The 25190-nt window shown below is 69.0% G+C and carries 33 protein-coding genes and 1 pseudogene; 17 read left to right on the top strand and 17 right to left on the bottom strand.

All coding sequences use genetic code 11. The features are described from left to right. Nucleotides 1–120 precede the first annotated feature (120 nt). Complete coding sequence (locus ACFQBT_RS01790; RefSeq protein ID WP_377820118.1) at nucleotides 121–900, top strand: dioxygenase family protein; 780 nt, start codon at nucleotides 121–123, stop codon at nucleotides 898–900. A 104-nt stretch (nucleotides 901–1004) separates the two neighbouring features. Here ACFQBT_RS01790 and ACFQBT_RS01785 read toward each other — a convergent pair whose 3' ends face one another. From ACFQBT_RS01785 to ACFQBT_RS01770, 4 genes are read right to left on the bottom strand one after another with little or no spacing between them, the layout of a single operon-like run. Beyond that, the gene (locus ACFQBT_RS01785; protein WP_377820117.1) at nucleotides 1005–1166 is read right to left on the bottom strand and encodes a hypothetical protein; all 162 of its coding nucleotides are present in this window, start codon (nucleotides 1164–1166) and stop codon (nucleotides 1005–1007) included. An 8-nt stretch (nucleotides 1167–1174) separates the two neighbouring features. After that, complete coding sequence (locus ACFQBT_RS01780) at nucleotides 1175–2026, bottom strand: methyltransferase (RefSeq protein ID WP_377820116.1); 852 nt, start codon at nucleotides 2024–2026, stop codon at nucleotides 1175–1177. Further along, on the bottom strand, nucleotides 1959–2468 hold the full coding sequence (locus ACFQBT_RS01775; protein WP_377820115.1) for a DUF7059 domain-containing protein: 510 nt from the start codon (nucleotides 2466–2468) through the stop codon (nucleotides 1959–1961). The genes ACFQBT_RS01780 and ACFQBT_RS01775 overlap by 68 nt, the downstream gene beginning before the upstream one ends. Further along, nucleotides 2465–2806, bottom strand: coding sequence for an STAS domain-containing protein (locus ACFQBT_RS01770; RefSeq protein WP_377820114.1), 342 nt, complete (start codon nucleotides 2804–2806; stop codon nucleotides 2465–2467). Before ACFQBT_RS01770 ends, ACFQBT_RS01775 begins: the two co-directional genes overlap by 4 nt. Before the next feature lie 143 nt (nucleotides 2807–2949). Between ACFQBT_RS01770 and ACFQBT_RS01765 the strand changes: the two genes are divergently transcribed. Continuing rightward, entirely contained in the window at nucleotides 2950–3426 is a 477-nt protein-coding gene (locus ACFQBT_RS01765) for a DEAD/DEAH box helicase (RefSeq protein ID WP_377820113.1), read from the top strand. Continuing rightward, a complete protein-coding gene (locus ACFQBT_RS01760; protein ID WP_377820112.1) occupies nucleotides 3348–5240 on the top strand; it encodes a DEAD/DEAH box helicase in 1893 nt (630 codons plus the stop codon). Before ACFQBT_RS01765 ends, ACFQBT_RS01760 begins: the two co-directional genes overlap by 79 nt. Nucleotides 5241–5318: 78 nt before the next feature. Here ACFQBT_RS01760 and ACFQBT_RS01755 read toward each other — a convergent pair whose 3' ends face one another. The 9 genes from ACFQBT_RS01755 to ACFQBT_RS01715 form a co-directional block, all read right to left on the bottom strand. Beyond that, nucleotides 5319–5675, bottom strand: a complete 357-nt coding sequence (locus ACFQBT_RS01755; RefSeq protein ID WP_377820111.1) for an Rv3654c family TadE-like protein — start codon at nucleotides 5673–5675, stop codon at nucleotides 5319–5321. Next, entirely contained in the window at nucleotides 5672–6001 is a 330-nt protein-coding gene (locus ACFQBT_RS01750; RefSeq protein WP_377820110.1) for a TadE family type IV pilus minor pilin, read from the bottom strand. Before ACFQBT_RS01750 ends, ACFQBT_RS01755 begins: the two co-directional genes overlap by 4 nt. Before the next feature lie 53 nt (nucleotides 6002–6054). Continuing rightward, the gene (locus tag ACFQBT_RS01745; protein ID WP_377820109.1) at nucleotides 6055–6249 is read right to left on the bottom strand and encodes a DUF4244 domain-containing protein; all 195 of its coding nucleotides are present in this window, start codon (nucleotides 6247–6249) and stop codon (nucleotides 6055–6057) included. 88 nt (nucleotides 6250–6337) lie between these two features. After that, a complete protein-coding gene (locus ACFQBT_RS01740; protein WP_377825308.1) occupies nucleotides 6338–6970 on the bottom strand; it encodes a type II secretion system F family protein in 633 nt (210 codons plus the stop codon). Beyond that, a complete protein-coding gene (locus tag ACFQBT_RS01735) occupies nucleotides 6970–7677 on the bottom strand; it encodes a type II secretion system F family protein (protein ID WP_377820108.1) in 708 nt (235 codons plus the stop codon). The genes ACFQBT_RS01740 and ACFQBT_RS01735 overlap by 1 nt, the downstream gene beginning before the upstream one ends. Then, nucleotides 7674–8834, bottom strand: a complete 1161-nt coding sequence (locus ACFQBT_RS01730; protein WP_377820107.1) for a TadA family conjugal transfer-associated ATPase — start codon at nucleotides 8832–8834, stop codon at nucleotides 7674–7676. Before ACFQBT_RS01730 ends, ACFQBT_RS01735 begins: the two co-directional genes overlap by 4 nt. Beyond that, on the bottom strand, nucleotides 8831–9490 hold the full coding sequence (locus tag ACFQBT_RS01725; RefSeq protein WP_377820106.1) for a CpaE-like family protein: 660 nt from the start codon (nucleotides 9488–9490) through the stop codon (nucleotides 8831–8833). The genes ACFQBT_RS01730 and ACFQBT_RS01725 overlap by 4 nt, the downstream gene beginning before the upstream one ends. Nucleotides 9491–10063: 573 nt before the next feature. Further along, entirely contained in the window at nucleotides 10064–10639 is a 576-nt protein-coding gene (locus tag ACFQBT_RS01720) for a hypothetical protein (protein WP_377820105.1), read from the bottom strand. A gap of 104 nt (nucleotides 10640–10743) precedes the next feature. After that, nucleotides 10744–11394, bottom strand: a complete 651-nt coding sequence (locus ACFQBT_RS01715) for a hypothetical protein (RefSeq protein ID WP_377820103.1) — start codon at nucleotides 11392–11394, stop codon at nucleotides 10744–10746. Between the two features lie 52 nt (nucleotides 11395–11446). Between ACFQBT_RS01715 and acs the strand changes: the two are divergent. After that, nucleotides 11447–13470 (top strand): annotated as a pseudogene (gene acs, locus ACFQBT_RS01710) (acetate--CoA ligase). Nucleotides 13471–13545: 75 nt separating this feature from the next. On the opposite strand, the gene ACFQBT_RS01705 reads toward acs, so the two are convergent. Further along, on the bottom strand, nucleotides 13546–14001 hold the full coding sequence (locus ACFQBT_RS01705) for a nitroreductase/quinone reductase family protein (RefSeq protein WP_377820102.1): 456 nt from the start codon (nucleotides 13999–14001) through the stop codon (nucleotides 13546–13548). Between the two features lie 129 nt (nucleotides 14002–14130). Here ACFQBT_RS01705 and ACFQBT_RS01700 point away from each other — a divergent pair, with 129 nt between their 5' ends. From ACFQBT_RS01700 to ACFQBT_RS01685, 4 genes are all read left to right on the top strand, one after another. Beyond that, nucleotides 14131–14826, top strand: coding sequence for a TetR/AcrR family transcriptional regulator (locus ACFQBT_RS01700; RefSeq protein WP_377820101.1), 696 nt, complete (start codon nucleotides 14131–14133; stop codon nucleotides 14824–14826). Continuing rightward, the gene (nhaA, locus tag ACFQBT_RS01695) at nucleotides 14816–16033 is read left to right on the top strand and encodes a Na+/H+ antiporter NhaA (protein ID WP_377820100.1); all 1218 of its coding nucleotides are present in this window, start codon (nucleotides 14816–14818) and stop codon (nucleotides 16031–16033) included. The genes ACFQBT_RS01700 and nhaA overlap by 11 nt, the downstream gene beginning before the upstream one ends. Before the next feature lie 97 nt (nucleotides 16034–16130). Then, nucleotides 16131–16364, top strand: coding sequence for a phage holin family protein (locus ACFQBT_RS01690; RefSeq protein ID WP_377820099.1), 234 nt, complete (start codon nucleotides 16131–16133; stop codon nucleotides 16362–16364). Continuing rightward, on the top strand, nucleotides 16268–16528 hold the full coding sequence (locus ACFQBT_RS01685) for a phage holin family protein (RefSeq protein ID WP_377825306.1): 261 nt from the start codon (nucleotides 16268–16270) through the stop codon (nucleotides 16526–16528). The genes ACFQBT_RS01690 and ACFQBT_RS01685 overlap by 97 nt, the downstream gene beginning before the upstream one ends. Here the strand turns inward: ACFQBT_RS01685 and ACFQBT_RS01680 are convergent. Continuing rightward, complete coding sequence (locus ACFQBT_RS01680; protein WP_377820097.1) at nucleotides 16525–17178, bottom strand: NUDIX hydrolase; 654 nt, start codon at nucleotides 17176–17178, stop codon at nucleotides 16525–16527. The two genes, ACFQBT_RS01685 and ACFQBT_RS01680, sit on opposite strands and share 4 nt — an antisense overlap. A 139-nt stretch (nucleotides 17179–17317) precedes the next feature. Between ACFQBT_RS01680 and ACFQBT_RS01675 the strand changes: the two genes are divergently transcribed. From ACFQBT_RS01675 to ACFQBT_RS01640, 8 genes are all read left to right on the top strand, one after another. Continuing rightward, entirely contained in the window at nucleotides 17318–17623 is a 306-nt protein-coding gene (locus ACFQBT_RS01675) for an urease subunit gamma (RefSeq protein WP_377820096.1), read from the top strand. After that, complete coding sequence (locus ACFQBT_RS01670) at nucleotides 17604–18476, top strand: hypothetical protein (protein ID WP_377820095.1); 873 nt, start codon at nucleotides 17604–17606, stop codon at nucleotides 18474–18476. The genes ACFQBT_RS01675 and ACFQBT_RS01670 overlap by 20 nt, the downstream gene beginning before the upstream one ends. After that, nucleotides 18451–18864 (top strand): urease subunit beta, encoded by a 414-nt coding sequence (gene ureB, locus ACFQBT_RS01665; RefSeq protein ID WP_377820094.1) that lies wholly within the window; start codon nucleotides 18451–18453, stop codon nucleotides 18862–18864. Before ACFQBT_RS01670 ends, ureB begins: the two co-directional genes overlap by 26 nt. After that, a complete protein-coding gene (gene ureC, locus ACFQBT_RS01660) occupies nucleotides 18864–20588 on the top strand; it encodes an urease subunit alpha (protein ID WP_377820093.1) in 1725 nt (574 codons plus the stop codon). The genes ureB and ureC overlap by 1 nt, the downstream gene beginning before the upstream one ends. Next, entirely contained in the window at nucleotides 20581–21225 is a 645-nt protein-coding gene (locus ACFQBT_RS01655) for an urease accessory protein UreF (protein WP_377820092.1), read from the top strand. The genes ureC and ACFQBT_RS01655 overlap by 8 nt, the downstream gene beginning before the upstream one ends. Before the next feature lie 95 nt (nucleotides 21226–21320). Then, on the top strand, nucleotides 21321–21770 hold the full coding sequence (locus ACFQBT_RS01650; protein ID WP_377820091.1) for a GTP-binding protein: 450 nt from the start codon (nucleotides 21321–21323) through the stop codon (nucleotides 21768–21770). Then, complete coding sequence (locus ACFQBT_RS01645; RefSeq protein ID WP_377820090.1) at nucleotides 21722–21949, top strand: GTP-binding protein; 228 nt, start codon at nucleotides 21722–21724, stop codon at nucleotides 21947–21949. The genes ACFQBT_RS01650 and ACFQBT_RS01645 overlap by 49 nt, the downstream gene beginning before the upstream one ends. After that, a complete protein-coding gene (locus ACFQBT_RS01640) occupies nucleotides 21946–22899 on the top strand; it encodes an urease accessory protein UreD (RefSeq protein ID WP_377820089.1) in 954 nt (317 codons plus the stop codon). Before ACFQBT_RS01645 ends, ACFQBT_RS01640 begins: the two co-directional genes overlap by 4 nt. 1 nt (nucleotide 22900) lies before the next feature. Here ACFQBT_RS01640 and nth read toward each other — a convergent pair whose 3' ends face one another. Beyond that, nucleotides 22901–23659: an endonuclease III gene (gene nth, locus ACFQBT_RS01635; RefSeq protein WP_377820088.1), complete on the bottom strand. Its 759-nt coding sequence runs from the start codon at nucleotides 23657–23659 to the stop codon at nucleotides 22901–22903. Between the two features lie 60 nt (nucleotides 23660–23719). Here nth and ACFQBT_RS01630 point away from each other — a divergent pair, with 60 nt between their 5' ends. Continuing rightward, nucleotides 23720–24397 (top strand): Crp/Fnr family transcriptional regulator, encoded by a 678-nt coding sequence (locus tag ACFQBT_RS01630; protein ID WP_377820087.1) that lies wholly within the window; start codon nucleotides 23720–23722, stop codon nucleotides 24395–24397. On the opposite strand, the gene ACFQBT_RS01625 is transcribed toward ACFQBT_RS01630, so the two are convergent. After that, the gene (locus tag ACFQBT_RS01625) at nucleotides 24394–25185 is read right to left on the bottom strand and encodes an MBL fold metallo-hydrolase (protein WP_377820086.1); all 792 of its coding nucleotides are present in this window, start codon (nucleotides 25183–25185) and stop codon (nucleotides 24394–24396) included. The two genes, ACFQBT_RS01630 and ACFQBT_RS01625, sit on opposite strands and share 4 nt — an antisense overlap. Nucleotides 25186–25190 lie beyond the last annotated feature (5 nt).

Genomic DNA, 25190 nt, shown 5'->3' with positions numbered 1-25190 from the left:
GATTTCGAGGTTGCTGAGGAGCGGAGGCGCCGTGCGGATCCTCAGAACGGTCGAAGTCCTCAGCAACGTCGTGGGGATCATCTAGTTGAATGTTTAACTACATTGGCCTACGCTGGGTCCATGACCGATCAGCAGCCCGTTCTCTACCTCAGCCACGGCGCCCCGCCGCTGGCCGACGACGCCACCTGGACCCGCGAGCTCAAGGCGTGGGGCGAGGAGTTGCCCAAGCCGGAGCAGATCCTGATCGTCTCCGCGCACTGGGAAGAAGCACCGGTCGCGTTGAGCTCAACCACCGGCGCACCCCTGGTCTACGACTTCTGGGGCTTTCCGCAGCGCTACTACGAGGTGACGTACGACGCCCCGAGCGCCCCAGCCCTCGCGGACTCCGTGACCAAGCTGGTCGGCACCTCGGTGCACCGTGACGAAGCCCGCGGCCTGGACCACGGCGCCTACGTCCCACTGAAGGAGATGTTCCCCGACGCCGACATCCCGGTGTTGCAGATGTCGATGCCCAGCCTGGACCCGCAGGTGCTCTACCGACTTGGCCAGCAACTCGCACCGCTGCGCGACGAGGGCACGCTCATCGTCGGCTCGGGATTCACGACCCACAACCTGCGCTGGTTCCACCCGCAGATGGGTCCGGGCTACGCGCCGCCTACTGCCAGTAGCGAATTCGACCACTGGGCTGCAGAGACCATGGCGGGCGGCGACGTCGACACCCTGATGGACTTCCTCGCCAAGGCACCCGCGGCCCACGAGGCGCACCCGCGCACCGAGCACTGGGCCCCGCTCTACGTTGCCCTCGGCGCGGCATCGAAGGATCCGGCCGAAGTCCGCAGCGTCATCGAGGGCTTCTGGTTCGGGTTGAGCAAGCGCTCCTGGCAGCTGACCGCCGCCTGACGGTCACCGCCCCCGCGGCACTGTCGCGGCAATCGGCTCTGTCGCGGGCGTTCGACGCGCGCAGGACCGCGTATGTGCAGATTGCCGAGTATGTGACGAGGCTGTCATCCCCGGATCAGGAAGCCGTCCGCGATCAACGACCTGATCTGCGGCACTACGGCGGCCAGCGAATCCACCTCCAGTAGTTGGGCAATCGCATCCAGCGCCACCCCCGCGGGCAGCGTCCCGTCGGCCACCGAAACGTACGCCGCGAGCGCCGTGTCCATCGGCACCGTCAGTCCCAGCCCGCCACCTTGGCGCAGCCGGATGACCGACGGGTCGTCGGCACCGGGTCGACCGAACCGCTCCTCGGTAACGTCGGGTGCCACCTGCCAGGCGACCGCCAGCACGTCGTCGTCGCTGGCCGAAACCAGCCAACTGCGCGCCGCCAGGCCGCGTCGATCGTCGGTCCCATGGGCGAGGCAACCGGCCCGCCAACGGCGACGAGGTCGATGAACGGCACCCGCTCACCGGCGGGCCGCTGCAGCGTCACGACCCCGAAGCCGATGTGATCGACATCCCGGGATGCGAAGTCAGAAAGCCAAGCGGCATAGAGATTTTCGTACTCAGCCGACCCGGGAGCCGCGCCACCGTCGCGGGCCCACAACTCGGCGTACTGCGCCGGGTCCTGGGTCTCCCGCTGGATCACCCAGGCGTCCAGGCCGGTGGGCTCCACCCATCGCCGTACGACGTCCCGCCAGTCCCCGCCAGCCGGCACCTCCCAGTTGGCCAGCAGTTGCGCCACTCCGCCCGCTGCCAGATGCCCCGGCAGGGAACGGATCAGCGTGCGGACCAGGGAGTCGCCGACCATGCCGCCGTCGCGGTATTCGTACTCCGGCACGTCCGGTCGGCGAGGCGTGATCACGAACGGCGGGTTGCTGACGATCAGATCGAATCGTTGCCCCGCAACGGGTTCCAACAGCGAGCCGCGGCGAAGGTCCCAGGACAGGTCGTTCAACGACGCGTTCAGACCCGCGAACCACAGCGCGCGGGACGACAGATCCGTTGCCACGACGTGATCAGCGTGCGTGGACAGATGCAGCGCCTGCACCCCGCAACCGGTCCCGAGATCCAGTGCCCGGGCCACCGGCCGACGGGGTCCACGACGCCAACGTGGTGGACGCACCGCCGATGCCGAGCACGTGGTCGGTACGCAGCGGGGCACGCGTCGCCAGCTCGGACAGATCGGAGGCGACGAACCAGTCGTGGCTCTCATCGCCGTACGGGCGCAGATCGACCAACGCATTCACCGCGCCTTCGGCGGCGCTCGCCAGTCCCAGCGAGACCAGGCCGGCCACGCCACACCGCGGCAGCGCCGACTCCGCCAGCGCCAGCGGAACGGGCAATCCGAGGGTGAACAGCCTCACCAGCGCAGCGATCCCGCCGCGCTCGCGGGTCGCCAGATCCGCCGCGACCGGTTGCTCCCGCATCAGGGCGGCTGAAGCGGCCGGTCCCAAACACTGCCGCACCGAATCCACGGTGTAGGGCAACGCCCGCAGATCCGCGGCAAGCGCGGCAAGGTCGCTCACGACAGGGCGGCGGTCGCTTCGGCGATCGTCGGGAAGATCCCGAACACCTTGTCCAGGCCGGTGATCGCGAAATTGCGCAACAACCGCTGGTCGCCGGTCACCAGCACCAGATCCCCTCCGGCCGAGCGGACCGCCTTCAGCCGACCGACCAGCACACCGAGCGCGGTGGAGTCCAGGAACGGCACGCGGCTCAGGTCCACGACGTACGCCGGGCCACCCTCCCCGACCGCCCGCACCAGTTCCTCGCGCAAACGAGCGGCTGTCGACACGTCGGCCTCTCCGACCAACGAGATCACCGTCACGTCCGGTCCCCCGTCGTCGGTCACCGAGATCTCCACGTTCTGCTCCTCAACGTTTTCTGCAGCCCACGAGCGTGGACCTACCCCCACCGGGGATTCTCGCATTCCGGTCGGCCGGGCGTTCGCCCGTTCCCCGCAAGTGGGTGCGCATACCTGTCATCATCCGGCGTTACCGTTGCCGGGTGAGCGACCCCATGGCACTGCTGGCCGAGGTGGCCGCAGCCTGCCCGGGCGGCAAAGTCGTGCACGTCGAGCAGCGCCCGGCCCGGGAGCCGGCGTACGGCGCGTGGCCGGCCTGGGTGCCGCCGGCCGTGGACGCCGCCGTGCGCGGGTCGGGGATTTCGCGTTTGTGGTCCCACCAGGCGCTGGTCGCGCAGTTGGCCCACGCAGGGGAGAACGTCGCGGTCAGCACGGGAACCGCATCGGGCAAGAGTCTCGGATACCTGCTGCCGATGCTGAGCGCCGCGCACGAGGGCTCATCGGCGGTCAACGGACGCGGCGCCACCGCGATCTACCTGGCGCCCACCAAAGCGCTGGGCGCCGACCAACTGAGCCGCATCGACGCGTTGGCCATTCCGGGGTGCGCGCCGCGGCCCTCGACGGCGACACCCCTCTCGACGAACGCCGCTGGATCCGGGAACACGCCAACGTCATCCTGACCAACCCGGACCTGTTGCATCACACCCTGCTGCCGGGGCACGAGCGGTGGGCGCCGTTCCTGCGGCGGCTGCGGTACGTCGTGATCGACGAATGCCACGTCTACAAAGGAGTGATCGGCTCGCACGTAGCCTCCGTGGTGCGACGGTTGCGCCGGATCGCAGCCCGGTACGGCGCGGATCCTGTCTTCGTGCTGGCGTCGGCGACCATGGCCGATCCGGCTCAGCATGCCTCGGACCTGATCGGTGCTCCGGTCCGGGCTGTCCAGGAGGACGGATCGGCCCGCGCTGCAGCGACTTTCGCTTTCTGGGAGCCCGGCGAACGCGAGTCGGGTGAGGGATCGGTCAGCGCGGTCGCAGAAGCCGCCGGGCTGATGCGAACCCTGGTCGCCCGACAGGTGCAGACGGTCACCTTCGCTCGCTCACGTTCCGGCGTCGAAGTCGTCGCGGACATCGTCCGGCGGTCCCTGTCGCTGGACGCACAGGAGGTCGCGGCGTACCGCGGGGGTTATCTGCCCGAGGAACGGCGCGCCCTCGAGCGCGGCCTGCGGCAACGATCCCTGATCGGGGTCGCGGCGACCAACGCGCTCGAACTCGGCGTGGACATCTCGGGCCTGGACGCGGTGGTGATGGCCGGCTGGCCGGGCACCCGGGCCTCGTTCTGGCAGCAGGCGGGGCGGGCCGGTCGCAGCGGCACGCCCGCCCTGGTCCTCTTCGTGGCCGGCGACGACCCGTTGGACCGATATCTGCTCCATCACCCCGACGCGGTCCTGGGGACGCCGGTGGAGCGGGCGGTCCTGGACCCGGCCAACCCGCAGGTGCTGATGCCGCACCTGATGGCAGCGGCCGCAGAGTTGCCGGTGACCCTGGAGGACGAGCGGTACTTCGGGCCGTCGATGACCGCGATGCTCGATTCCCTGGTCGAGCGGCGACTCCTGCGCCGCCGACCCAAAGGCTGGTTCTGGGCCGACGAGGGCCGCCCGACCGATCTGTTCGGGTTGCGCGGCACCGGTGACCAGGCGGTGCGGATCGTGGAGTCGCGCACCGGCCGGGTGCTGGGCACGGTCGATGAGGACCGGTCGCACAGCGCGGTCCACGAGGGCGCGGTCTACGTGCACCAGGGCGAATCGCACGTGGTCACCCGGCTGGACCTCGAGGACGGCAGTGCGCATGTGGTGCGCGGCGATCCGGGGTGGTCGACGCAAGCCCGCTCGGTCAGCGCTTTCGACGTCCTCACCGTCGACGAATCGGTGTCGCTGCCGTGCGCGCAATTGTGCTTCGGCACGGTCCGAGTCCGCTCACGGGTCACCTCTTTCCTGCGGCGGTCCCCTTCGGGTGAAGTGTTGGGTGAGCACGGTCTGGATCTGCCGGAGCGGTCGATGACGACCAAGGCCGTGTGGTGGACCATCGCGCTGGATCCGGTGCTGGACACCGGGCTGACGCTTGGGGACCTGCCGGGGTCCCTGCACGCCGCCGAGCACGCCTCCATCGGGATGCTGCCGCTGATCGCCCAGTGCGACCGCTGGGACATCGGCGGTGTCTCGACCGTGTTGCATCCAGATACCGAGTTGCCGACCGTGCTGGTCTACGACGGACATCCCGGCGGGGCCGGATTTGCCCGTCGCGCCTACGAATTGGGCACCGACTGGTTGACCGCTACCCGTACGGCGATCCTCACCTGTGCGTGCGACAGCGGCTGTCCGGCGTGTGTGCAGAGCCCGAAGTGCGGCAACGGCAACGAACCCCTGGACAAGGCCGGTGCGGTCATCGTGCTGGACGTCCTGCTGGGAGGACGCACGCAGTTTCCGGATCGCTGAGCCGCTGACCGTCCCGGGACCTAGGCTCGTGGCAGCACAAGCGAGCAGAGGATGCCGATGACCGCTGCGAAGGCCACGCTACTCAGCTGAGCCTGCCGCCGGACCCGCACGGGCCCGCGCCGTCGCCGGTCCCAGCCCCGGGATCGCAGTGTCGACCACGACCCGGATCGTCAGATCCTGGCCGTGCACGGTGCACGAGACCAACGACGCACCGTTGCGAGCCGCGGTCCGCGCAGCTTGCGCACAGGCCGGCGCCTCGGCGGCCGTCTGCAACACCCGGGCACCCGCGAGCGCGGCCATGTCGGCTGCGGCGGCTGCCCGGGCTGCGGCCCGGACCGCTCGCGCAGCGGTGAGCGCACCGCCCAGAACCACGATGACTACTGCGATCACACCGATGGCCAGGACGGTCGCCGATCCGCGATCGCGGGCCGTCACGGCGACCGTTCCAGCGGCGCGATGACGGACCCCGACAACCGGTGGTTGCCGATCAGCCAGCCGAAGGGACCTGGTGGCTGCGTGCTCACGGTCACTTCCACGGCATCCGCGACCGGTCGAAGCAGCACCGTCGCGCCGCCCGGTGCGGCCCGACGCCCGATGTCACTGATCTGCGCCGGACTGTCCCCGCGCGAGGCGCTGCGCGCCGCCATCCGTGCCGCATCGACACAGCGGATCTGGTCGATGCCGATCGCGACCGCGTTGAGCGCGACAGCGAGCACGAAGACGATCGCGGGCAGGACGGCCGCGAGTTCGGCGGTGACCATCCCGGCGTCTGCGGGCCGTCGACCATGCCGCCGCGGACGCGGCCGTCCCTTCCTCACGACGCGATGCTCAACGCCGCCTGGATGATGCCGGCCAGGGCCGACTTCACCGCCCCGGATTTGATCACCGCTATCAGCACCGTGGCGAAGGTCACCGCCGCCAGGGTTCCGACCGCGTATTCCGCCGTACTCATCCCTGCCTCTGCGGCGGGTGCTCGCAGCGTGTGCAGCCGACGCCTCACACCCGTCATTGCCGTTCTCATGTCCTACCCCTCTCTTCCTGGATCACTGAAAACCTCTACGCCGCAGCGTGATCCGGAACTACGGCGAGAACCACGGCTAGGTGCCCGCGAGCACGCTCCGAGCGATCACCGCCACCACGGGCAGCACCGTCAGCACCGCGAACGCCGGCAGGAAGCACCCGCCCAGGGGCAGGACGATCAGAACGCCGAGCCGCGCCGTACGCTCCTGCAGCGCCTGTCGCTCGTCACGGCGGATCGCCGCGGCCGCTTCTCGCAACAGCCCGGCCGCGGGCATCCCGACCCGGGCCGCCAGGGTCAGGGCGTCGGCTGCGGGTCGCCACACCGAGGGCAGTCCGCGCCATGCCTTGGTCTCATCGACCCCCCACTGCAGTGCCGCGGTCACCTGCCGTAACTGCACCGCGACGACCGGACCGCTGTGCTCGGCCACCGCGGTCAGTGAGTTCGTCAACGGGGCGCCGGAGGTGAGCGCGAGCGCGAGGAGATCGATCGCGGTGGCCACGCTGAGCGTGGTTTCCAGTGCGGCGACGGACCGCGTTTCGTGGCCCGTGCCGGCCGCCGATCTCGCCGTGTCCGTGCCTGCGACCGTGTCGAAGTCGACGTCGGCGTCGGACCACAGCCCGCCGATACCGTGCTGTCCGGCAGGAGCAGGGCGCCTGGGCGGCCAGCACAGCACCGCCATCAGCAGCGGCAGGGCGACGGACAGCGCCATCACGAGAGGACCTCCGAGCGGACACAGCGGCGCATCAGCCGACCCGACCACCACCGGCCCAGCAGGATCAGCACCACTCCCACCGACAGCGCGCCGAGGCCGGCCACACCGGTGTAGAGCTGACCGGGAGGGACCCCGGCCAGTGCCGCGATCCCCACGCCGGCAGCCGGAAGACCCGTCAACAGGTGCATCGTGGCCCGTGCGCCGGCAACTGCTACCCGCAGAGCGCGCTCACGATCGTCAGCGGCTTCCAGCAGGGAAACCGCGGCCGCGACAGCATCGGTCAAGCTACAGCCCAGTTCGTCCGACATCGCCCATGCGGCCGCCACCACCTCCAACTGCGGCAGATCGAAGTCGGTGCCGAGAGCCCGGAAGACCGGTGCCAGCTCCAGACCGGCCTCCGCACGAAGCGCGAGCTGGCTCATGGCCTCGCCGAACAGGGGATCGAGCACCGAATCCGCCGTCAGCCGTGCGGCATTCGCGACCGCCACCGTCGGCGGCACGCCGGCACGCAAGGCCGGGGAGACGGATCGCAGAAGCTGGGTGATCGCCGAGCGGCGCCGAGCCTGCCGCCGTCGCCGACCGGTGAACGACGGCCGGCGCCGCCGGGCATGGGTCTGGGCAGATCGGCGTACGGGAATCGGGATCGTGCGCCGCGGCCACGCCAGAACGGCCGCAGCACCCAGGAGTGCGACGAGCAGGCTCACGATGCCCCCAACGCCCGGCGAAGTTCGCTCCAGCCGTCCTCGCGTTCGAGCCGGTCGCCCGATCGCACCAACGCTGGTCGTACCTGCACCGTGCCGCCCACCCGCACCAGCACCCCGAGCTCCTGGACCACCCGCCGGTCGCCGGCCCGGCGCAGATGCACGACGACCCGGACCGCACTGGCCAACTGGGAATGCACTGCGGGAGTTGTCATCCCGGCCAACGCGCCCAACGCCTCGAAGCGCGCGACGACGTCCGCGCTGGTGTTCGCGTGGATCGTGCCGCAACCGCCGTCATGGCCGGTGTTCAGCGCCGTCAGCAACTCACGCACTTCGGCGCCGCGGACCTCACCGACCACCAGCCGGTCCGGTCGCATCCGCAACGACTGCCGCACGAGAACCGGCAGCGCGATCTCACCCGAACCTTCGACGTTGGCGCTGCGCCCTTCCAGACGCACCACGTGCGGATGCACGACCCGCAACTCGCGGACGTCTTCGACGATCACGATGCGCTCATGCGCCGGCACCTGCCGCAACAGCGCCGCGAGCAGGGTGGTCTTGCCCGAACCGGTGCCGCCGCTGATCACGAACGCAACTCGTGCAGCGATCAGTTCGGCCAACACCCGTGCTCCCGAGGCGTCCACCGCTCCGCCCTCCTGCAGCCCGGCCAGATCCAGGCCGTTGTCGCGCGGAATCCGCAGCGACAAGTGCGCAGCCGTCTCCACCAGGGGCGGCAGAATGGCGTGCAACCGGATCCCGCCGGGTAACAGGCCGTCGACGAACGGCTGGCTCTCATCGAGCCGCCGGCCGGCCAGTGTCGCCAGACGCACCGCCAGTCGGCGCACCTGGGCGGCGTCGCTGAAGGCCAGGTCGCGTCGTTCGAGGCCATGCCCGCGGTCGACCCAGACGCCGGCCAGTCCGTTCACGAGGACGTCGGTGACTCCCGGATCCGCCAGCAACGTCTCCAGCGGGCCGGCGCCCAGCACGTCTGACCGTAACTGGTCGCGCAAGCGGAGCACGTGATCGTCACCGAGCACCACCGGGTCGGCGCCGGCCACGTCGGCAACGCGGGTGTCGTCGGGCGACCGTCCGGCCCGGATCTGCTCCCAGAGCGCGAGCGCGGGGCCACCTCGAGCCGGACCACCGCGAGCGGCGCTCACGACGCCACCCGATGCTCGATGACCAGGTCCCGCAGCAACGCCGCCGCGAGCGCCGACACCGCACTGCGAGCACTGGCGCCGGGCACCGCCGGACTGGATTGGCGCTGATCGAGTTTGCGGTCGTGGGCCAGCACCCCGAGCAACGGCACGTCGCTGAGTCGCGCAATCTGCTGTGCCACGTGCTCCCGGGTGTCACGCACTACGAAACCCAGCGGCAGGTCCGGCTCGATCGCGCGGGCGTACCCGATGAGTTGCTCGGTGATGACCAGCACCCGCCGGTCGGGGGCGGTGACGACGATCAGTACATCGGCGACGGCGAGGGCAGCGCCGGCCGCCGCCAGGTCCCGCGGCACATCGACCACGACCAGATCGCTGGCACGTCGGCACGCGGCGATGACCTCGCGCAGCCGGTCCGGCGGGATGGGGTCCGGGCCGTCGCACGCCACGACGCGCGCGCCGCTGTCCGCCGTCGGCAACCGGTCCAGCAACGGCTGACCGGGTAGGGTGCCGTCACTTCCCAGCAGATCGGGCCAGCGCAGCCCCGGGTCGGCGGCCAGATCGAAGAGGTTGTCCAACCCGCCGCCCCACGGGTCGGCATCGATGGCGACGGACGACCACCCCGCACGGGCGGCAGTGATGGTCAGAGCAGTGCTCAAAGTGCTTGCACCACAGGCACTTCCGGCACCTACGACGGCGAGGCACGGTGCGAGCGGCTGCAGCGGGTCGAGGTCGTCCATGGACCCATCGGACGACGACCGGACCGGCCCCGGCCAGTCGGATCGGCGCCGGTGTGGACAACCAGCCACTCGGCGTACGCCATCCACAGGCGCTCGCTCGCGGGCACATAAGCGGGCGCCCCACGATGTGGGGCGCCCTCGTCCGTAACCTCATGGAGCGACCAAGCGTGCTGTTTCGTGTCCGTCGCCCCTGACTGGTCCTGGGGTCGAACTGTCCATCAAAGGACTGGCCTCGCGTGGGTACTCGATTCAGTTACGGAAGTACACCTCTGGTCTACACCCGTGTGGTGCACAGCACAAGGGATTCGCCGGAGTACGTCGACTCCCAGCCCAGGCCGACCGCCAAGTAAGGTGCGGCGCATGTCCGAGGTCTTCGACGCGCTGCTGTCCCTCGACGGTGTTCGCGAAGCTGCCGACCGGGCTCGCGAGGCCTGCACCCAGTTGCGGTGGCATGCCGCGCTGCGCCGCCGGATCCCCGAAGCGGCCGCCGAATCACGGGTTCGCGGAGCCCGCGCCACAGCGTTGCTCGAGGGAGTCGAGGTCGATGGGACCACCGTCCGCGATCTGCTGCGCGGCGCCCTGGACTGGCCGCCGGAGCCGGACCCGTGGGAGCTGACCCTGCGCGGCGCGGTGCAGGTCACCGCGGCCACCGAGGAAAGCACGGGAGCCGTGCTCCTGCAGGACCTGGTCCGCCTGCAGATCGCGGCGGCCGCACCGGTCAGCGGACCGGACGACCTCGGCCGCCCTCGCGCGGACGGCGAGACCTGCAGCGAGCTCGCGACCCTCGGTGAAGCGCCCGCCGCCGCGGAGGCCCTGGAGCGACTGCGATCCGTCCTCAGCCTGCTGGCCGCCGGCAACGTTCCGGCACCGATCGGCGGCGCCCTGCTGCACGCGGAGATCGCGGTGGCACGACCCTTCGTTCGCGGCAACGGCCTCGTCGCCCGCGCCGCGCACCGCGCCTATCTGCGCATCAGCGGCCTGGACCCGACCGGAGTGGCGGTAATCGAAGCCGGGTACGCCGCCAAGGGCAGCGCCGACTACCTGGGTGCCCTCACGGCGTACTCGCAAGGCGGCACGGAGGGTGCGCCTGTGGCTGATCCACAGCGCGGAGGCGGTCGTGGCCGCGGCGGCGGAAGGCAACCGGATCGCCGATGCGGTGCTGGCGGGCCGGCTCAGCTGACGTCCCGCTCCTCCGGCAAGGGGGTGTCGATCACCGTGTCGAGCTCGCTGTCGTCTGCCGGAAGCGACTCGACCGCCGCCCGGCGCAGTGCCAGCACCGCCCGGCCCACCCGCATCGTGAACATCACGCTGATGGTCAGCAGGAACGCGGCCAGCGGCAACTCGACCAGCAGCGCTGACAGCGTGGACCATTGCCGGTCGGACCGGCCGGCGGTTGTGACGTCGAACCACGCGTCCGCGATCAGCAATGCACCCGCACCGCTGGCGCTGACGACCAGCAGGAAACGTTGCCGCCACGCGAAGAACGCCGTCAGCCCCAGGAACACGGTCAGCAGGATGTCGAAGCCGACCCACGTGACGTCCCACCCCCGCGACAGATGCACCTCGGGCAGCCGGACCGCCAGGTAGAACGTCCACGGGATCAACAACACGGTCGCCAGCACCGTGACCACCAGGGCGCGGCGACGACGACGGCTGATCGTCGCAGCATCCACCGACAGCACGTCCTGCAGCGACATCCGGCCGGCTTGCTCACCGCGGTCGCGCGCATTGGCGACGTGGATCATCGCCAGCAGTTCCCGGCGTTCGCCGACGCTGAGGGCGGACACCTCTGCGGCGCTCAACGTGCGGCGCTGATCGTCCACGAAAGCCTCCAACTGTTGCCCGGGTCACATGCAACGTGTGTGCAACGGCACAATGGGTGAGATAGGAACTCTGTCACCGTACGCACGCCCCAAGGGAGAGGCCATTGTGAGCGAAGAGACCCTGTCCAACCTGTTGCACGAAGACCGCAGTTTCCCGCCCGACCCCGCCTTCGCCGCACAAGCCAACGGCACGGCGGCGCTCTACGACCAGGCCGACGCCGACCGCGACGCCTTCTGGGCCGAGCAGGCCCGCACCCGGCTGGCGTGGAGCAAGGACTTCGGACAGACCCTGGACTGGTCCGAGGCTCCCGTGGCCAAGTGGTTCGTCGGCGGTGAGCTGAACGCGGCGTACAACTGTGTCGACCGGCACGTCGAGGCCGGCAACGGTGACCGGGTCGCGCTGCACTTCGTGGGCGAGCCCGAGCAGGACACCCGCTCCATCACGTACGCCGAGTTGCTGGCTGACGTGCAGAAGGCCGCCAACGCGCTCAAGGACCTGGGCGTGCAGACCGGCGACCGCGTCGCGGTGTATCTGCCGATGATCCCCGAAGCGGTCGTCGCACTGCTGGCCTGCGCCCGCATCGGCGCCCCGCACTCCGTGGTCTTCGGCGGTTTCTCCGCCGACGCGCTGCGCTCGCGGATCTCCGACGCCGACGCCAAGGTCGTCATCACCGCGGACGGCGGTTACCGCCGCGGCAAGCCCTCGGCCCTCAAACCCGCCGTGGACGAGGCGGTCACCGGCGACAGCCCGGTCGAGCACGTACTCGTGGTGCGACGTACCGGCCAGGACGTCGCCTGGGGCGAGAAGGACGTGTGGTGGCACGACGCCCTCAAGGCCGCCGACCCCGAATGCCCCCGGTGCCAGTCGATTCCGAACACCCGCTCTTCCTGCTCTACACCTCCGGCACCACCGGCAAGCCCAAGGGCATCCTGCACACGACCGGCGGCTACCTGGTGCAAGCCGCTTACACCAACTCGGTCGTGCACGACGTGCACCCGGAGTCCGACGTGTACTGGTGCACCGCCGACGTCGGCTGGATTACCGGCCACTCCTACATGGTCTACGGACCGCTGGCCAACGGTGCGACGCAGGTGCTCTACGAGGGCACCCCGGACAGCCCGCACAAGGGCCGGTGGTGGGAGATCATCGAGCAGTTCAAGGTGTCGATCTTCTACACGGCACCGACGGCGATCCGCACCTGCATGAAGTGGGGCAAGGAGATCCCGGAGAAGTACGACCTGTCCTCTATCCGGGTCCTGGGGTCGGTCGGTGAGCCGATCAACCCCGAGGCGTGGATCTGGTATCACGACGTCATCGGCGCCGGGAAGGCTCCGATCGTCGACACGTGGTGGCAGACGGAGACCGGCGCGATCATGATCTCCGCCCTGCCCGGCGTCACCTCGCTGCGCCCCGGCTCAGCCCAGATCGCCGTGCCCGGTATCAGCGTGGACGTCGTTGACGACGCAGGCAATTCGGTGCCCAACGGCTCCGGCGGCTACCTCATCGTGGACAAGCCGTGGCCGGCGATGCTGCGCGGGGTGTGGGGTGATCTGCAGCGGTTCAAGGACACCTATTGGGCGCGCTTCCCCGGAGTCTATTTCGCCGGCGACGGTGCCAAGAAGGACGAGGACGGCAACATCTGGGTGCTCGGCCGGGTCGACGACGTCATGAACGTTTCCGGCCACCGCCTCTCGACCACCGAGATCGAGTCCGCGCTGGTCTCGCACCCGAAGGTCGCCGAGGCGGCGGTCGTCGGTGCCACTGACGACACGACTGGTCAGGCGGTCTGTGCGTTCGTGATCCTGCGCGGCGACGCGGTCCAAGAGGCTGACGAGCCCGGTGAGGGCGGTGACCTGGTCAGCGAGTTGCGCAACCACGTCGCCAAGGAGATCGGCCCGATCGCCAAACCCCGGCAGATCATGGTCGTCGCGGAGCTGCCGAAGACCCGCTCGGGCAAGATCATGCGTCGCCTGTTGCGCGACGTGGCCGAGAACCGCGAGGTCGGCGACGTCACGACGCTGGCGGACTCCTCGGTGATGGATCTGATCAAGAGCGGGCTGTCCAGCAGCAGCTGATCCGCCGCCCCCACCCGACTTGTGGAACGGGATTCACCCCAGACACGCAGATGTGGGTGAATCCCGTTCCACAAGTCACTGAGGGAGGTCGGCTGGCGTGAGGCGGAAGACCGGGTGCGCCTTGGCCGCCGCTGCCAGCTCGGCAACCGACGCGTCCGGTCCGACACCATCGAAGAACGACTTCACCTCGAAGCCCCATTTCTTCAGATAGGCCCGCAGCACCGGCACGGCATCGTCGCCGTACACCTGCTCGATGACGTACGCCGATCGCCGACTCCGCTTGCGCAGCACCACGGTGCCGACCGCCCGTGCGTTGCGCACCCACTGGGTCTCACCGCGAGCCGCCACCAGGTAGAGCTCGCCGTCCAGCGGCAGCGGGTTGACCGCAGCGGTCCGCTCCTGGCCGCTGCTGCGGCCACGAACGATCAACTGCTGCATGCCCATCGGCCCAAGACCGTGCCTCGCCAACCAGCTCATCAACCGGTTGAAGAGTCGTTCGAAACCATTCTGTTCGATCACCGTGGACGTCATGCCACCCTCCCTTTGTGAGCACTGCTCTCTATTTCTTCAGTAGAACATCGCCCTTCGCCAAAAACAAGAGCGCTGCTCACATTTGTGACTGGTGATCTCGCAGGAAATGCCGTCTGAGACAATGGAGCGGTGAGCGCAGGGGTACGAGCCAAGGCACGAGCGCAGACCATGGCGCAGATTCTGGAGCTGGGTCGCGATCAACTGGCCGAGCGCGGAGCCGCCGACCTGTCGGTGCGGGCGATCGCGCGTGACCTCGGCATGGTCTCCTCGGCGATGTACCGCTACGTCGCCAGCCGCGACGAGTTGCTAACGGCGCTGATCATCCAGGCGTACGACCGGCTCGGTGAGCAGGCCGAAGCGGCAGCCCGGTCGCGATCGACCCCGGGCCGGCGGTTCGTCCGCACAGCGACCGCTATCGGGGAATGGGCACACTCCCATCCGCATGAATGGGCGCTGCTGTTCGGGTCACCCGTGCCCGGCTACCAGGCCCCGCAGAGCACCGTCCAACCCGGCGTCCGGGTGCCCGCCGTACTGGTGGCCCTGGCGACCGAGCAGCACCACCAGGGCGGGCTCGACGCGCCGTTACCGACACCGCCGATCCCCCGGCGCCTGTCGGCGCAGGCCACCGCGGTCCGGGGCGCCCTGGACACCGATCTGCCCGACGCCGCCATCCTGCGCTGCCTGATGGCGTGGGGGATGATCAACGGCGTCATCTCATTCGACCTGTTCGGTCAGCTCGCCAACACCTTCGACCCGGGAGATGAAGCCCTGAAACACACCTTCGTCACGGCGGCCCTGCTGGTGGGATTCCCCGATGTCCGGTGACGGCCAGCCGGGAGTGATCCGCCGGTTGTTCTCCCGCAGCGACGACCCGGAGGAGAACCTTCGCCTCAGCGACCTGCTGCGCCAGGAGACCACCGGAGGCCTGTTCCTGCTCGCCGCCACCGCGGTCGCCCTGATCTGGGCCAACTCCCCCTGGCGCTCGTCGTACACGCATCTGTCCGACATCCAGATCGGACCGGACGCCCTACACCTGCATCTGAACCTGGCGACCTGGGCGGCCGACGGTTTGCTCGCGGTCTTCTTCTTCGTCGTCGGGCTGGAACTGAAACACGAATTGGTGCGCGGGTCGCTGCGCGACCCGGCCCGGGCCGCCATCCCGATCGTGGCGGCCATCAGCGGAATGATCTTCCCCGCCCTCTTCTACCTGGTCGTCCAGAGCCTGTCCGCCGACGGGGAACCGCACGGGTGGGCCGTCCCGATCGCCACCGACATCGCCTTCGCGCTCGCGGTCCTCGCCGTGGTCGGCAGTGCACTTCCGGACGGACTGCGCACTTTCCTGTTGACCCTCGCGGTCGTCGATGACCTCATCGCCATCATCGTCATCGCCATCTTCTTCTCCGGCGGCATCTCCTTCGGCTGGCTGGCGGCCGGTCTGGCCTGCATTGCCGTCTTCGCCTTCCTAGCGAACACGGGCCGGATGTGGTGGTGGGCGATGATCCCGCTGGCGATCGGCGCCTGGACCTGCGTCCACGCCAGCGGGGTGCACGCCACGATCGCCGGCGTGCTGTTGGGGCTGTCCATCCCGTCATCGAAGGTGGGCGCCCTCGACCACCGGATCCGCCCGGTGTCGGCCGGCTTCTGTGTCCCGGTCTTCGCCTTCTTCGCTGCCGGGGTCACGGTGGTCGGTGGCGGCATGGATCAGGCGTTGCGCGATCCGGTCACCATCGGCGTGATCGTGGGTCTCGCCCTGGGCAAGGTCGTCGGCATCAACCTGGCCACCTGGCTGATGGCCAAGCTGACCCGGGCCGAACTCGACGAGGAGATCACCTGGGTCGACATGATCGGTTTGGGCTTGCTGGCCGGTGTGGGATTCACGGTGTCGCTGCTGATCGGGGAGCTTGCTTTCGGACCGGGATCAGCCAAGGACGAGCACGTCAAGATCGCCATCCTGATCGGATCGCTGCTGTCGGCCGGGTCCGCCTCGATCGTGCTCGGCCACCGCAGCCGGCGGATCAAACTGAGTACGTGAACCCGTCCGGGGCAGAGCACACCGATACAGTGAGCACGCGCCCGCGGCAGCTCACGCCGCGGGACCCAACCGCGAGAACGTCCGCAGGAGGATGAGAATGGCCGACCAGCGCTCGATCGGGCAGATGGTGTCCGACGTGACCACGGATCTGTCCTCGATCGTCCACAACGAGATCGCCCTGGCCAAGCTGGAGATCAAGGGCGACATCACCAAGGGCGGCAGGGGGCGGTCTTCCTGGTTGTCGCGGCCGGAGCCGCGCTCTACGGTCTGGGCTTCCTGCTGTCGGCCATCGCATCCGGCATCCACGCAGCAGGCCTGCCGAGCTGGCTGAGCATCCTGATCGTCGCCCTCGTGCTCTTCGTCGTCGCCGGCATCACCGCGTTGATCGGCGTGAAGCACCTCAAGCGCATCCAGGGCAAGCCGGTCAAGGCCATCAGCAATGCGCAGGAAACGGTCGCCGACCTGAAGGTCGCGGCCAAGCCCAGCAACAACTAACGGGTCCAGAACCGCTCCGGCACCACCCGCCGGTCTGCCCGATCCCAGGGCCGGGTCAGGCCCGCCGCATCCAGCACGGTGTCCAGCAGGACTGCCGTGAATCCCCAGATGTAGAACCCGTCGACGTCGAACGCCGGTGCGGCGAAATCGCGGGTGGGATGCACCGCCGTGAAGCGGTTGGCCGGGTCGGTCAGGTCGTCGACGGGCACCCGGCCCACCCGGGCGACTTCGGCCGGATCGAGTACGCCGATCGGGTGCGGCGAGCGCCACCACGCCACCACCGGTTGTACGGCGAACCCGGTGACACTCAGCGGCATGGGCTCGATACTGGCCAGGACCTCGACTGTGGCTGGCTCCAGCCCGACCTCCTCGTGTGCCTCGCGCAGGGCCGCCGCGGTGGCGTCCGCGTCCGTGGGATCGATGGTGCCGCCGGGCAACGCCACCTGTCCAGCGTGGTTGCGCAACGTGTCGGAGCGCTGGGTCAGGACGATGTCGCTGCCCCGCTCACCGGGCCCGAAGAGCAGCAACACCGCCGAGCGGCGGGCGCGGTCGCTGACCGACTCAGCCCACGGCGTACCCACGGCGTGGGCATTGGCAGCCAGCCGGTCGAGCCAGCCGGGAATCGGCTCGGCCGCCGCGTGTTCGTTCATCGTGTCGCCTCCGGCCCGAGTCTAGGCAGCCTGCCGCGACTGACAGACAAGCGGCTCCTCACCCGCGCGACGGCGCTAGAGTCATCCCAACGAACCGTCCGCAGACGTCATCCGCGACCACGAGCATGGGGTAGCAGCAATGGATCTCAGCCCACGGGAAATCGACAAGCTCTACATCTACCAAGTGGCCGAACTCGCCCGGCGCCGCCGCGATCGGGGTACCAAACTCAACGTCAGCGAGGCCCAGGCCCTGATCTCCGAGGCCGTGCTCGAGGGTGCCCGTGACGGCAAGACGGTCGCCCAGTGCATGGAACTGGGCAAGACCGTCGTCACCGCTGAGCAGTGCATGGACGGAGTCCGCGAGCGCATCACGTTGCTGCAGATCGAGGCCACCTTCCCCGACGGCACCAAACTCGTCTCGTGCCATGACCCGGTCGCCGGCTGATCGGGTGGGCGAACCCGCTGAGCGGATCGTCCTCGTCGGCGGTCACGAAAGCCGCGACGGCGCCGATCTGGCCTCCTTGATCACGGCGGACCGCTCAATGGTCGCCGCCGGCACCGGTCGTGGATTGACCCAGAGCGTCGAGTCCGCCCTGGACGCAGGCGAATCCGTGACCGTGCTGCCGATGACCTTCGGCCGCGACCCGGTCCTGGTCGCCGAGACCGCCAAGGCACTGCACTGGATCCGCGAACGGCGTACCGGTCGGATTCTCCTCGCACCGCAGTTCGGGACCACCGACCACCTCATCGCCCTCCTGCGTGGTGCCGGCATCCGGTTGCAGCGCCAGCGCCCGGGTGCCGCCCTGGTGATCGCGGCCGATGCCAGCGACAACTTCAACGATGCCGAGTTGCACCGGGCGGCCCATCTGGTGCGCGCCGACTCCAGCGTCCCGGAGGTGACGGTGGCCCTGCTGCGACCGGGCCGTGACACGCTGGGCGACATCGCCGACCGGCTTTCGCGCCTTGGTCACACCGTCAGTGGAGTCGCGCCGGCCGGATTCGCGGCAGCGACGGAGTTGCCCGCCGCGGATGGGCATGCGATGACCTGGTGCGGTCCGCTGATGCGCGACAACGCCGTTCGACGCGTCATCGCCGAGCGCGTCATGGCGGCTCACCACGCCCACCGGCACGGCGACGACGGCATTGCGGCCGCTCTCGGCGCCGACCACGAGCACGGTTACGCCCACTCCCACGACGACGTGGCGGGCCACGGTCATGGCCACGGTCATGGCCACGGCCACTCGCACCCGACCCCTGCAGGAAAGGACCGCCATGGCCTCTCGCAAACCGCAGTATGAGATCCGGACCGAGGACATCGAGATCAACGCCGGTCGCGACACCGCGACCCTGCGGGTGACCAACACCGGTGACCGTCCGGTGCAGGTCGGCTCGCACTTCCACTTCTTCGAGGCCAATCGGGCGCTTCTCTTCGAGCGGGAGCGCGCGTGGGGCATGCACCTGGACATCCCCGCAGGCACCGGGATCCGCTTCGAACCGGGTGAGGTCAAGGAGGTCACCGTGGCGGCATACGCCGGCAGCCGATACCTGGTGGGCTTCAACGGCCTGGCCGATGGCGGTCTGGACGCCGAGCACACCAAAGCGAAGGCGCTGGCCGCGTTGGGGCCGCAGGGTTTCGAGAACGGCGATGCCGACGGCGCGTCGACGAGCACGAAGGGTGCCAACTGATGGCCATCATCTCCCGCAAGGAATACACCGACCTGTTCGGACCGACGCGCGGTGACAAAGTCCGCCTGGCCGATACCAACCTGGTCATCGAGATCGAAAAGGATTACGCCGAGGGCCATTACGGAGACGAGGTCGTCTGCGGCGGCGGCAAGACCGCGCGCGACGGTATGGCCCAGGATCCCAGCGCGAGCCGGACCCGTGGCTCCCTGGATCTGTTGATCACCAACGTCATCGTGATGGACCCGGTGCTGGGCATCATCAAGGCCGACATCGGCATCCGGGACGGCGTCATCGCCGGGGTGGGCAAGTCGGGCAACCCCCACCTGCAGGACGGCGTGGATCCGAACCTGCTGGTCGGTCCCGGCACCGAGATCATCGCAGGCGAGCACCTCATCGCGACCGCCGGTGCCATCGACTCCCACGTGCACTACATCTGCCCCCAACAGGCCTACGAGGCCCTGAGCAACGGGGTCACAACCCTGTTCGGAGGCGGTACCGGACCGACCGACGGTTCGAACGCCACGACCTGCACCCCCGGAGCGTGGAACATCCACCGCATGTTGCAGTCGGTGGAGGCCCTCCCGGTCAACGTCGGGGTGCTGGGTCGCGGCAACGGGTCGATGGCCCCCGCCCTGGCTGAGCAGGTCGAGGCCGGGGCTGCTGGCCTCAAAGTCCACGAGGACTGGGGCAGCACGCCCTCGGCGCTGTCCAAGGCGTTGGACGTCGCCGACGAGTACGACGTGCAGGTCGCCGTACATACCGACAGTCTCAACGAAGCGGGCTTCGTCGAGGACACGATCAACGCCATCAACGGACGCACCATCCACACCTTCCACACCGAAGGCGCAGGTGGCGGGCACGCTCCCGACATCATGAAGATCGCCGGCAGCGCCAATGTGCTGCCCTCATCGACGAACCCGACGCTGCCCTACACGGTCAACTCGGTGGACGAGCTGCTGGACATGGTGATGGTGTGTCACCACCTGTCGCACGACATTCCCGAGGACGTCGCCTTCGCCGACTCCCGGGTCCGCGCCGAGACCATCTCGGCCGAGACGGTGCTGCATGACCTGGGCGTGCTGTCGATCTTCTCCTCGGACTCCCAAGCGATGGGTCGCATCGGAGAGTCGGTGACGCGCGCGTTCCAGACCGCGCACCACTGCAAGGACAAGCGCGGCAAACTGCCGCAGGACGCCGAGGGCAACGACAACTTCCGCGTCCTGCGCTATCTCGCCAAATTGACAATCAATCCGGCCATCGCACAGGGCATTTCGGACTATGTCGGTTCGCTGGAGCCGGGCAAGATGGCCGACATCGTGCTGTGGCCGATCGATGCCTTCGGGGCCAAACCGAAGCTGGTGATCAAGGGCGGCATGGTCAACTGGTCACTGATGGGAGACCCCAACGCCTCCCTGCCGACACCGCAGCCGGTGTTCTACCGTCCGATGTTCGGTGCGATGGGCCGCACGCTGCAGCAGACCCGCGCGACCTTCGTGTCGCAGGCCGCCATCGACAACGGGGTACCCGGCCAGCTCGGCCTGGAGAGCCAGGTGCTGCCCGTTCGCCGTACACGCAGCATCGGCAAGAACGACATGGTCCGCAACGACGCCACCCCGGTGATCGAGGTCGACCCGGAGACGTACGTCGTGACCCTGGACGGGGTACCCGCGCACATCGAACCCGCAGAGTCCTTGCCCCTGACGCAACTGTTCTACCTTGTCTGAGCCGACCTCCGACGTCAGCCAGCTGCTCTTCAGCCTGCAACTGGCCGACTCGGCGTTCCCCAGCGGCCTCTACACGATGTCCCACGGCCTGGAAGGCTTCCGGCAACGCGGCCTGGTCGGTCCCCACGAGGTGGGTGATCTGCTGGAGGATCTGCTGCGCAACTCAATCGGCCCCGCCGACGCCACTGCGCTGGCCCGGGCGCACGATGCGGCGCGGGGCGGCGATCTCGGGCAGATCCAGCGGGTCGACCGACGACTCCTGGCCACCAAGCTCAACCAGGAGATGCGAGCCGCCTCGGTGCGCAGTGGGCGGCAGTTGATCCGGACGGCCGGTGCCCTGCTGGACGACCCGATCATCACGGCGTACGCCGATCTGCTCACCTCCCGCAGTACCCCCGGCTGCCAACCGGTGGTCAGCGGCATCTGTTATGCGGCAGCCGGTGTCAGTGTCGAACGCGCCGTCGCCGCAGACCTTTTCGCGTTCGCATCCAGCTTCACCGGCGCCGCACTGCGGCTGCGCCTGGCCGACCACGTCTCCGCGCAGGTGATTCTGCGCGGGATCGCACCGACCGTCGAGGAGGTCGCCGCCGCGGCCGTGGAGCGGGACATCGACGACATCGGCGGGTTCGCCCCCTGACCGACATCTGCTCAGCGGGCCACGAACGGGCCGACGCTCGCCTGTTCACCACGTAGCATCGGCCACACCCACGTCTATCAGGAGGGCGAAACCCCATGTCCACCAATGTTCTACGCATTGGGATCGGCGGCCCGGTCGGGTCGGGCAAGACCGCGCTCACCGAGGCCCTGGTGCCCATCCTGATTGAGGCCGGCCGGCACCCGGGAGTCATCACCAACGACATCTACACCCAGGAGGATGCCCAGCACGTACGACGGGAACTCGCCGGGATCCTGGACCCCGAGCGCGTGATCGGAGTCGAGACGGGCGCCTGTCCGCACACGGCGGTCCGCGACGACCCGACGATGAATCTGGCTGCGGGAGAGGACCTTCTGGAACAGTTTCCCGAGATCGACACCCTCATCTACGAGTCCGGCGGGGACAACCTGACACTGACCTTCTCCCCGCCCTGGCCGACGTGTTCGTCTTCGTGCTGGATACCTCCGAGGGCGAGAAGATGCCGCGAAAGCGCGGACCCGGGATCACCGAGAGCGACATCCTGGTGATCAACAAGATCGACATTGCGCAGTACGTGCGCACCGATCTGTCGGTCATGGAGAATGACGCGCATGCCGTGCGCGACGGAGCCCCTGTCGTCCTCACCAACTCCCTCGACGGCACCGGTCTGCCCCAGTTGCACGAGCAGATCATGGCGATCTGGACCAGCCGCCAGCCGGTGGGATGAGCGTCATCGCCCCGGACCACCGCCTGCAACCGGAGCACTATGAGATCGACCGGGTCCCACCGGAAGTCGCCGGGTATGGACCGGGTGGCGGTCACCTTCCGGTGGGCAGCCCCGGGAAGGTCGGCGTACTCGAACTCGATTTCGAGGTGCGCACCCACCGCGGTGCGCCACGCACGGAACTGACGCATCACTACCAGAAGAGCCCGCTGCAGATCATGCGCCCGCTCTACTACGACCAGGCTCGCCCCGACATCCCCTACACCTACGTGATGACCACGGGCGGCGGTGTCCTGCAAGGGGATCGACAGCGCATGGATCTGCGTTTCGGCCCGGACACGACCAGCCATGTCACGACGCAGGCGCACACCAAGATCTATCGGATGGACAACGGCTACGCCGCCGCACAGATCAACCTGGACGCGGAGCGCGGCGCGTACGCCGAATTCCTCCCGGACCCGGTCATCCCGTACGCGAACTCCCGGTACTACCAACGTGTTCGAGCCACGGTGCACCCTGAGGCAACCGCCGTGCTGGGCGAGACGGTCTACGCCGGACGGCTGTCGCGCGGCGAGCGTGCAGAGTACGACGTGTACGCCTCCGATCTGGAAGTGACCCGCCCGGACGGCTCGCCGTTGCTCCTGGACCGTGTGCGGCTGCTGCGGGGCGCCCGCGGCCCCGCAGGTCTCGCCGGCCGGGACATCACGGCCTCGTTGTACGTGGTCACCCCGCTGCAGCCGGCCACCTTCCTGGCCGACCGGCTGCACGATGCGCTGGCGGCGGCGACAGCTCCCGGCACGCTCTTCGGAGTGAGCGTGCTACCGGCCGATTGCGGTGCCTGGGTGCGCTTGCTCGGGGACGACACCGTGCGCATGCACCGGCTGACAACCGTTGCGTGGCACGTGACCCGCGAGGTGCTGCTGGGCTCGCCCGCCCCGCGCATCCGTAAGTAGCTCAGTCCACGCCGACAAACGTTCCGGACGGCGCACCTGCGGCCCCCGGAGCCAGCTCGAACTTGAGCAGCTTGCGCGCCTTCACCGGATCCAGTTCGCCTTCGCCGTACGACGGGCACCACTGAGCGACCGGACACACCCCGCACGCCGGCTTCTTCGCATGGCACAACCGGCGGCCGTGGAAGATCAGCACGTGGGACAGCATCGTCCAGTCCTTGCGCGGGAACATCGCGCCGATGATGGTCTCGACCTTCACCGGATCGGTTTCGTCGGTCCACCCCAGCCGCCGCACCAGCCGGCCGAAATGCGTGTCGACGGTGATCCCCGGCACCCCGAAGGCGTTGCCCAGCACGACGTTCGCGGTCTTGCGCCCGACGCCGGGCAGGGTGACCAGATCCTTCAACCGGCCCGGAACCTCACCGCCGAAGTTCTCCAGGAGCGCCTGGGCGAGCGTCTGCACGGAGTTCGCCTTCACCCGGTAGAACCCCGTGGGGCGCAGGATCTCCTCCAGCTCGGTGCGATCCGCGCCGGCGAGCGCCGCCGCGTCCGGGTAGCGGGCGAACAGCACCGGCGTCACCTTGTTGACTCCGACGTCGGTGGTCTGCGCCGACAGTACGGTCGCGATCAACAACTGCAGCGGGGTCTGGAAATCCAGTTCGCAGTGCGCGTAGGGATACGCCTCGTGCAGCACCCGATAGGTCTTGCGGGCCCGGCGGACCCGACCGGTCGGGGTCTCGGCGGTGATGTCCAGCCGTTTCAACTGATGCCGTCCTCGGTGTGGCCGCGAAAGCGTTCTTGTGTTGCATGGCACACTAACCCTGTGGAGATCGACGCCGTCCGTAAGGCAGCCCTGTTCGCGCCCCTCAACGACCACGACGCCCAGGCACTGCTGGAGTCGATGACTCCGGCACGGGTGCCCCGTGGGCGCGAGCTCTTCCACGAGGGTGACCAGGGCGATTCGCTCTACGTGATCACCGAGGGCAAGGTGAAGCTGGGCCGGCGCTCCTCCGACGGTCGCGAGAACCTTCTGGCGATTCTCGGGTCCGGCGAAATGCTCGGCGAGCTCAGCCTCTTCGACCCGGGCCCGCGCGCGGCCACGGCGACGGCCGTCTCCGACGTGGAGTTGGTCGGACTGGCCCACCCCGACATGACGGCGTTCCTGTCCACCCGCCCCGAGGTCGCGATGACGATGCTCGGGACGTTGGCACGGCGCCTGCGCCGCACCAACGAAGCACTGGGCGACCTGGTCTTCACCGACGTTCCCGGCCGCGTGGCCAAGGCGTTGCTGGACCTGTCGGAGCGCTTCGGCAAGCCGGTCGACGACGGCGTGCTGGTCGCCCACGACCTCACCCAGGAGGAACTGGCCCAGCTGGTCGGCGCCTCCCGCGAGACCGTCAACAAGGCGCTGGCCGACTTCACCTCACGCGGCTGGATCAAGCTGGAGGCCCGTGCGGTCACCCTGCTGGACCCCGAGCGCCTGGCGCGCCGCGCGCGCTAACGGCTCAGGTAGTCCAGCGTCGCACGGACCGTCGCGTACGCCGCCGGTCGCACGTTCTCCGGCACATCGGCGTAGACCGTGCTCACCACCGCATCGGCAGCGTCCGTTGCCTGCGGGTCGATACTGCCCAGCGCGGCCCGCACCTGATCCAGGCGTTGCGCCCGGTGGACTTGGTACTGCGCGATGACGACATCCGCATCCGGATGCGTCGGGCCGTGCGCCGGCGCCAGGGCGACGGTGCCGCCCTGCCCGGCGATCGCCGTACGTAACCGGTCCAGGGAGTCCAGGTAGTCCCCCAGGTCACCGTCGGGGAACGCGACGACCGTTGTCCCGCGGCCCAGCACCGTGTCCCCCGTCAGCAGCAAATGCTCCTGCGGCACGAGGAAACTCACCGAATCGGCGGTGTGCCCGGGAGTCAGGAGTACGACGATGCCCAGCGCCTGCTCGTCCAGCACCTCACCGTCGGCGAACGGCGCACCCCGGCCGGCGCCGCGCACCGGCGAGCCGGTCAGCTCCACCCACCGGTCGATACCGCCGGCGTGATCGTCGTGGTGGTGGGTGAGCAGGGTGAGCGCAACGGTGGCACCCCGCGCCGCGACCGCATCGCGTACGGCGCCCAGATGCTCCTCGTCGTAGGGCCCCGGGTCGACGACCACTGCCCGATCATGTGCGCCGAACAGCAGGTAGGTGTTGGTGCCGTCCAGGCTCATCGGCCCGGGATTGTTGCACAGCACGATCTCGACGCGGTCGCTGACGGGGCCGCCCTGCCACCTGGATCCATCGCTCATGCAGC

This window comes from Branchiibius cervicis (assembly GCF_042661605.1).
Lineage (GTDB): Bacteria > Actinomycetota > Actinomycetes > Actinomycetales > Dermatophilaceae > Branchiibius > Branchiibius cervicis.
Note: the sequence above shows the minus strand (reverse complement) of the source record. Positions and strands in the feature narration are given on the sequence as shown.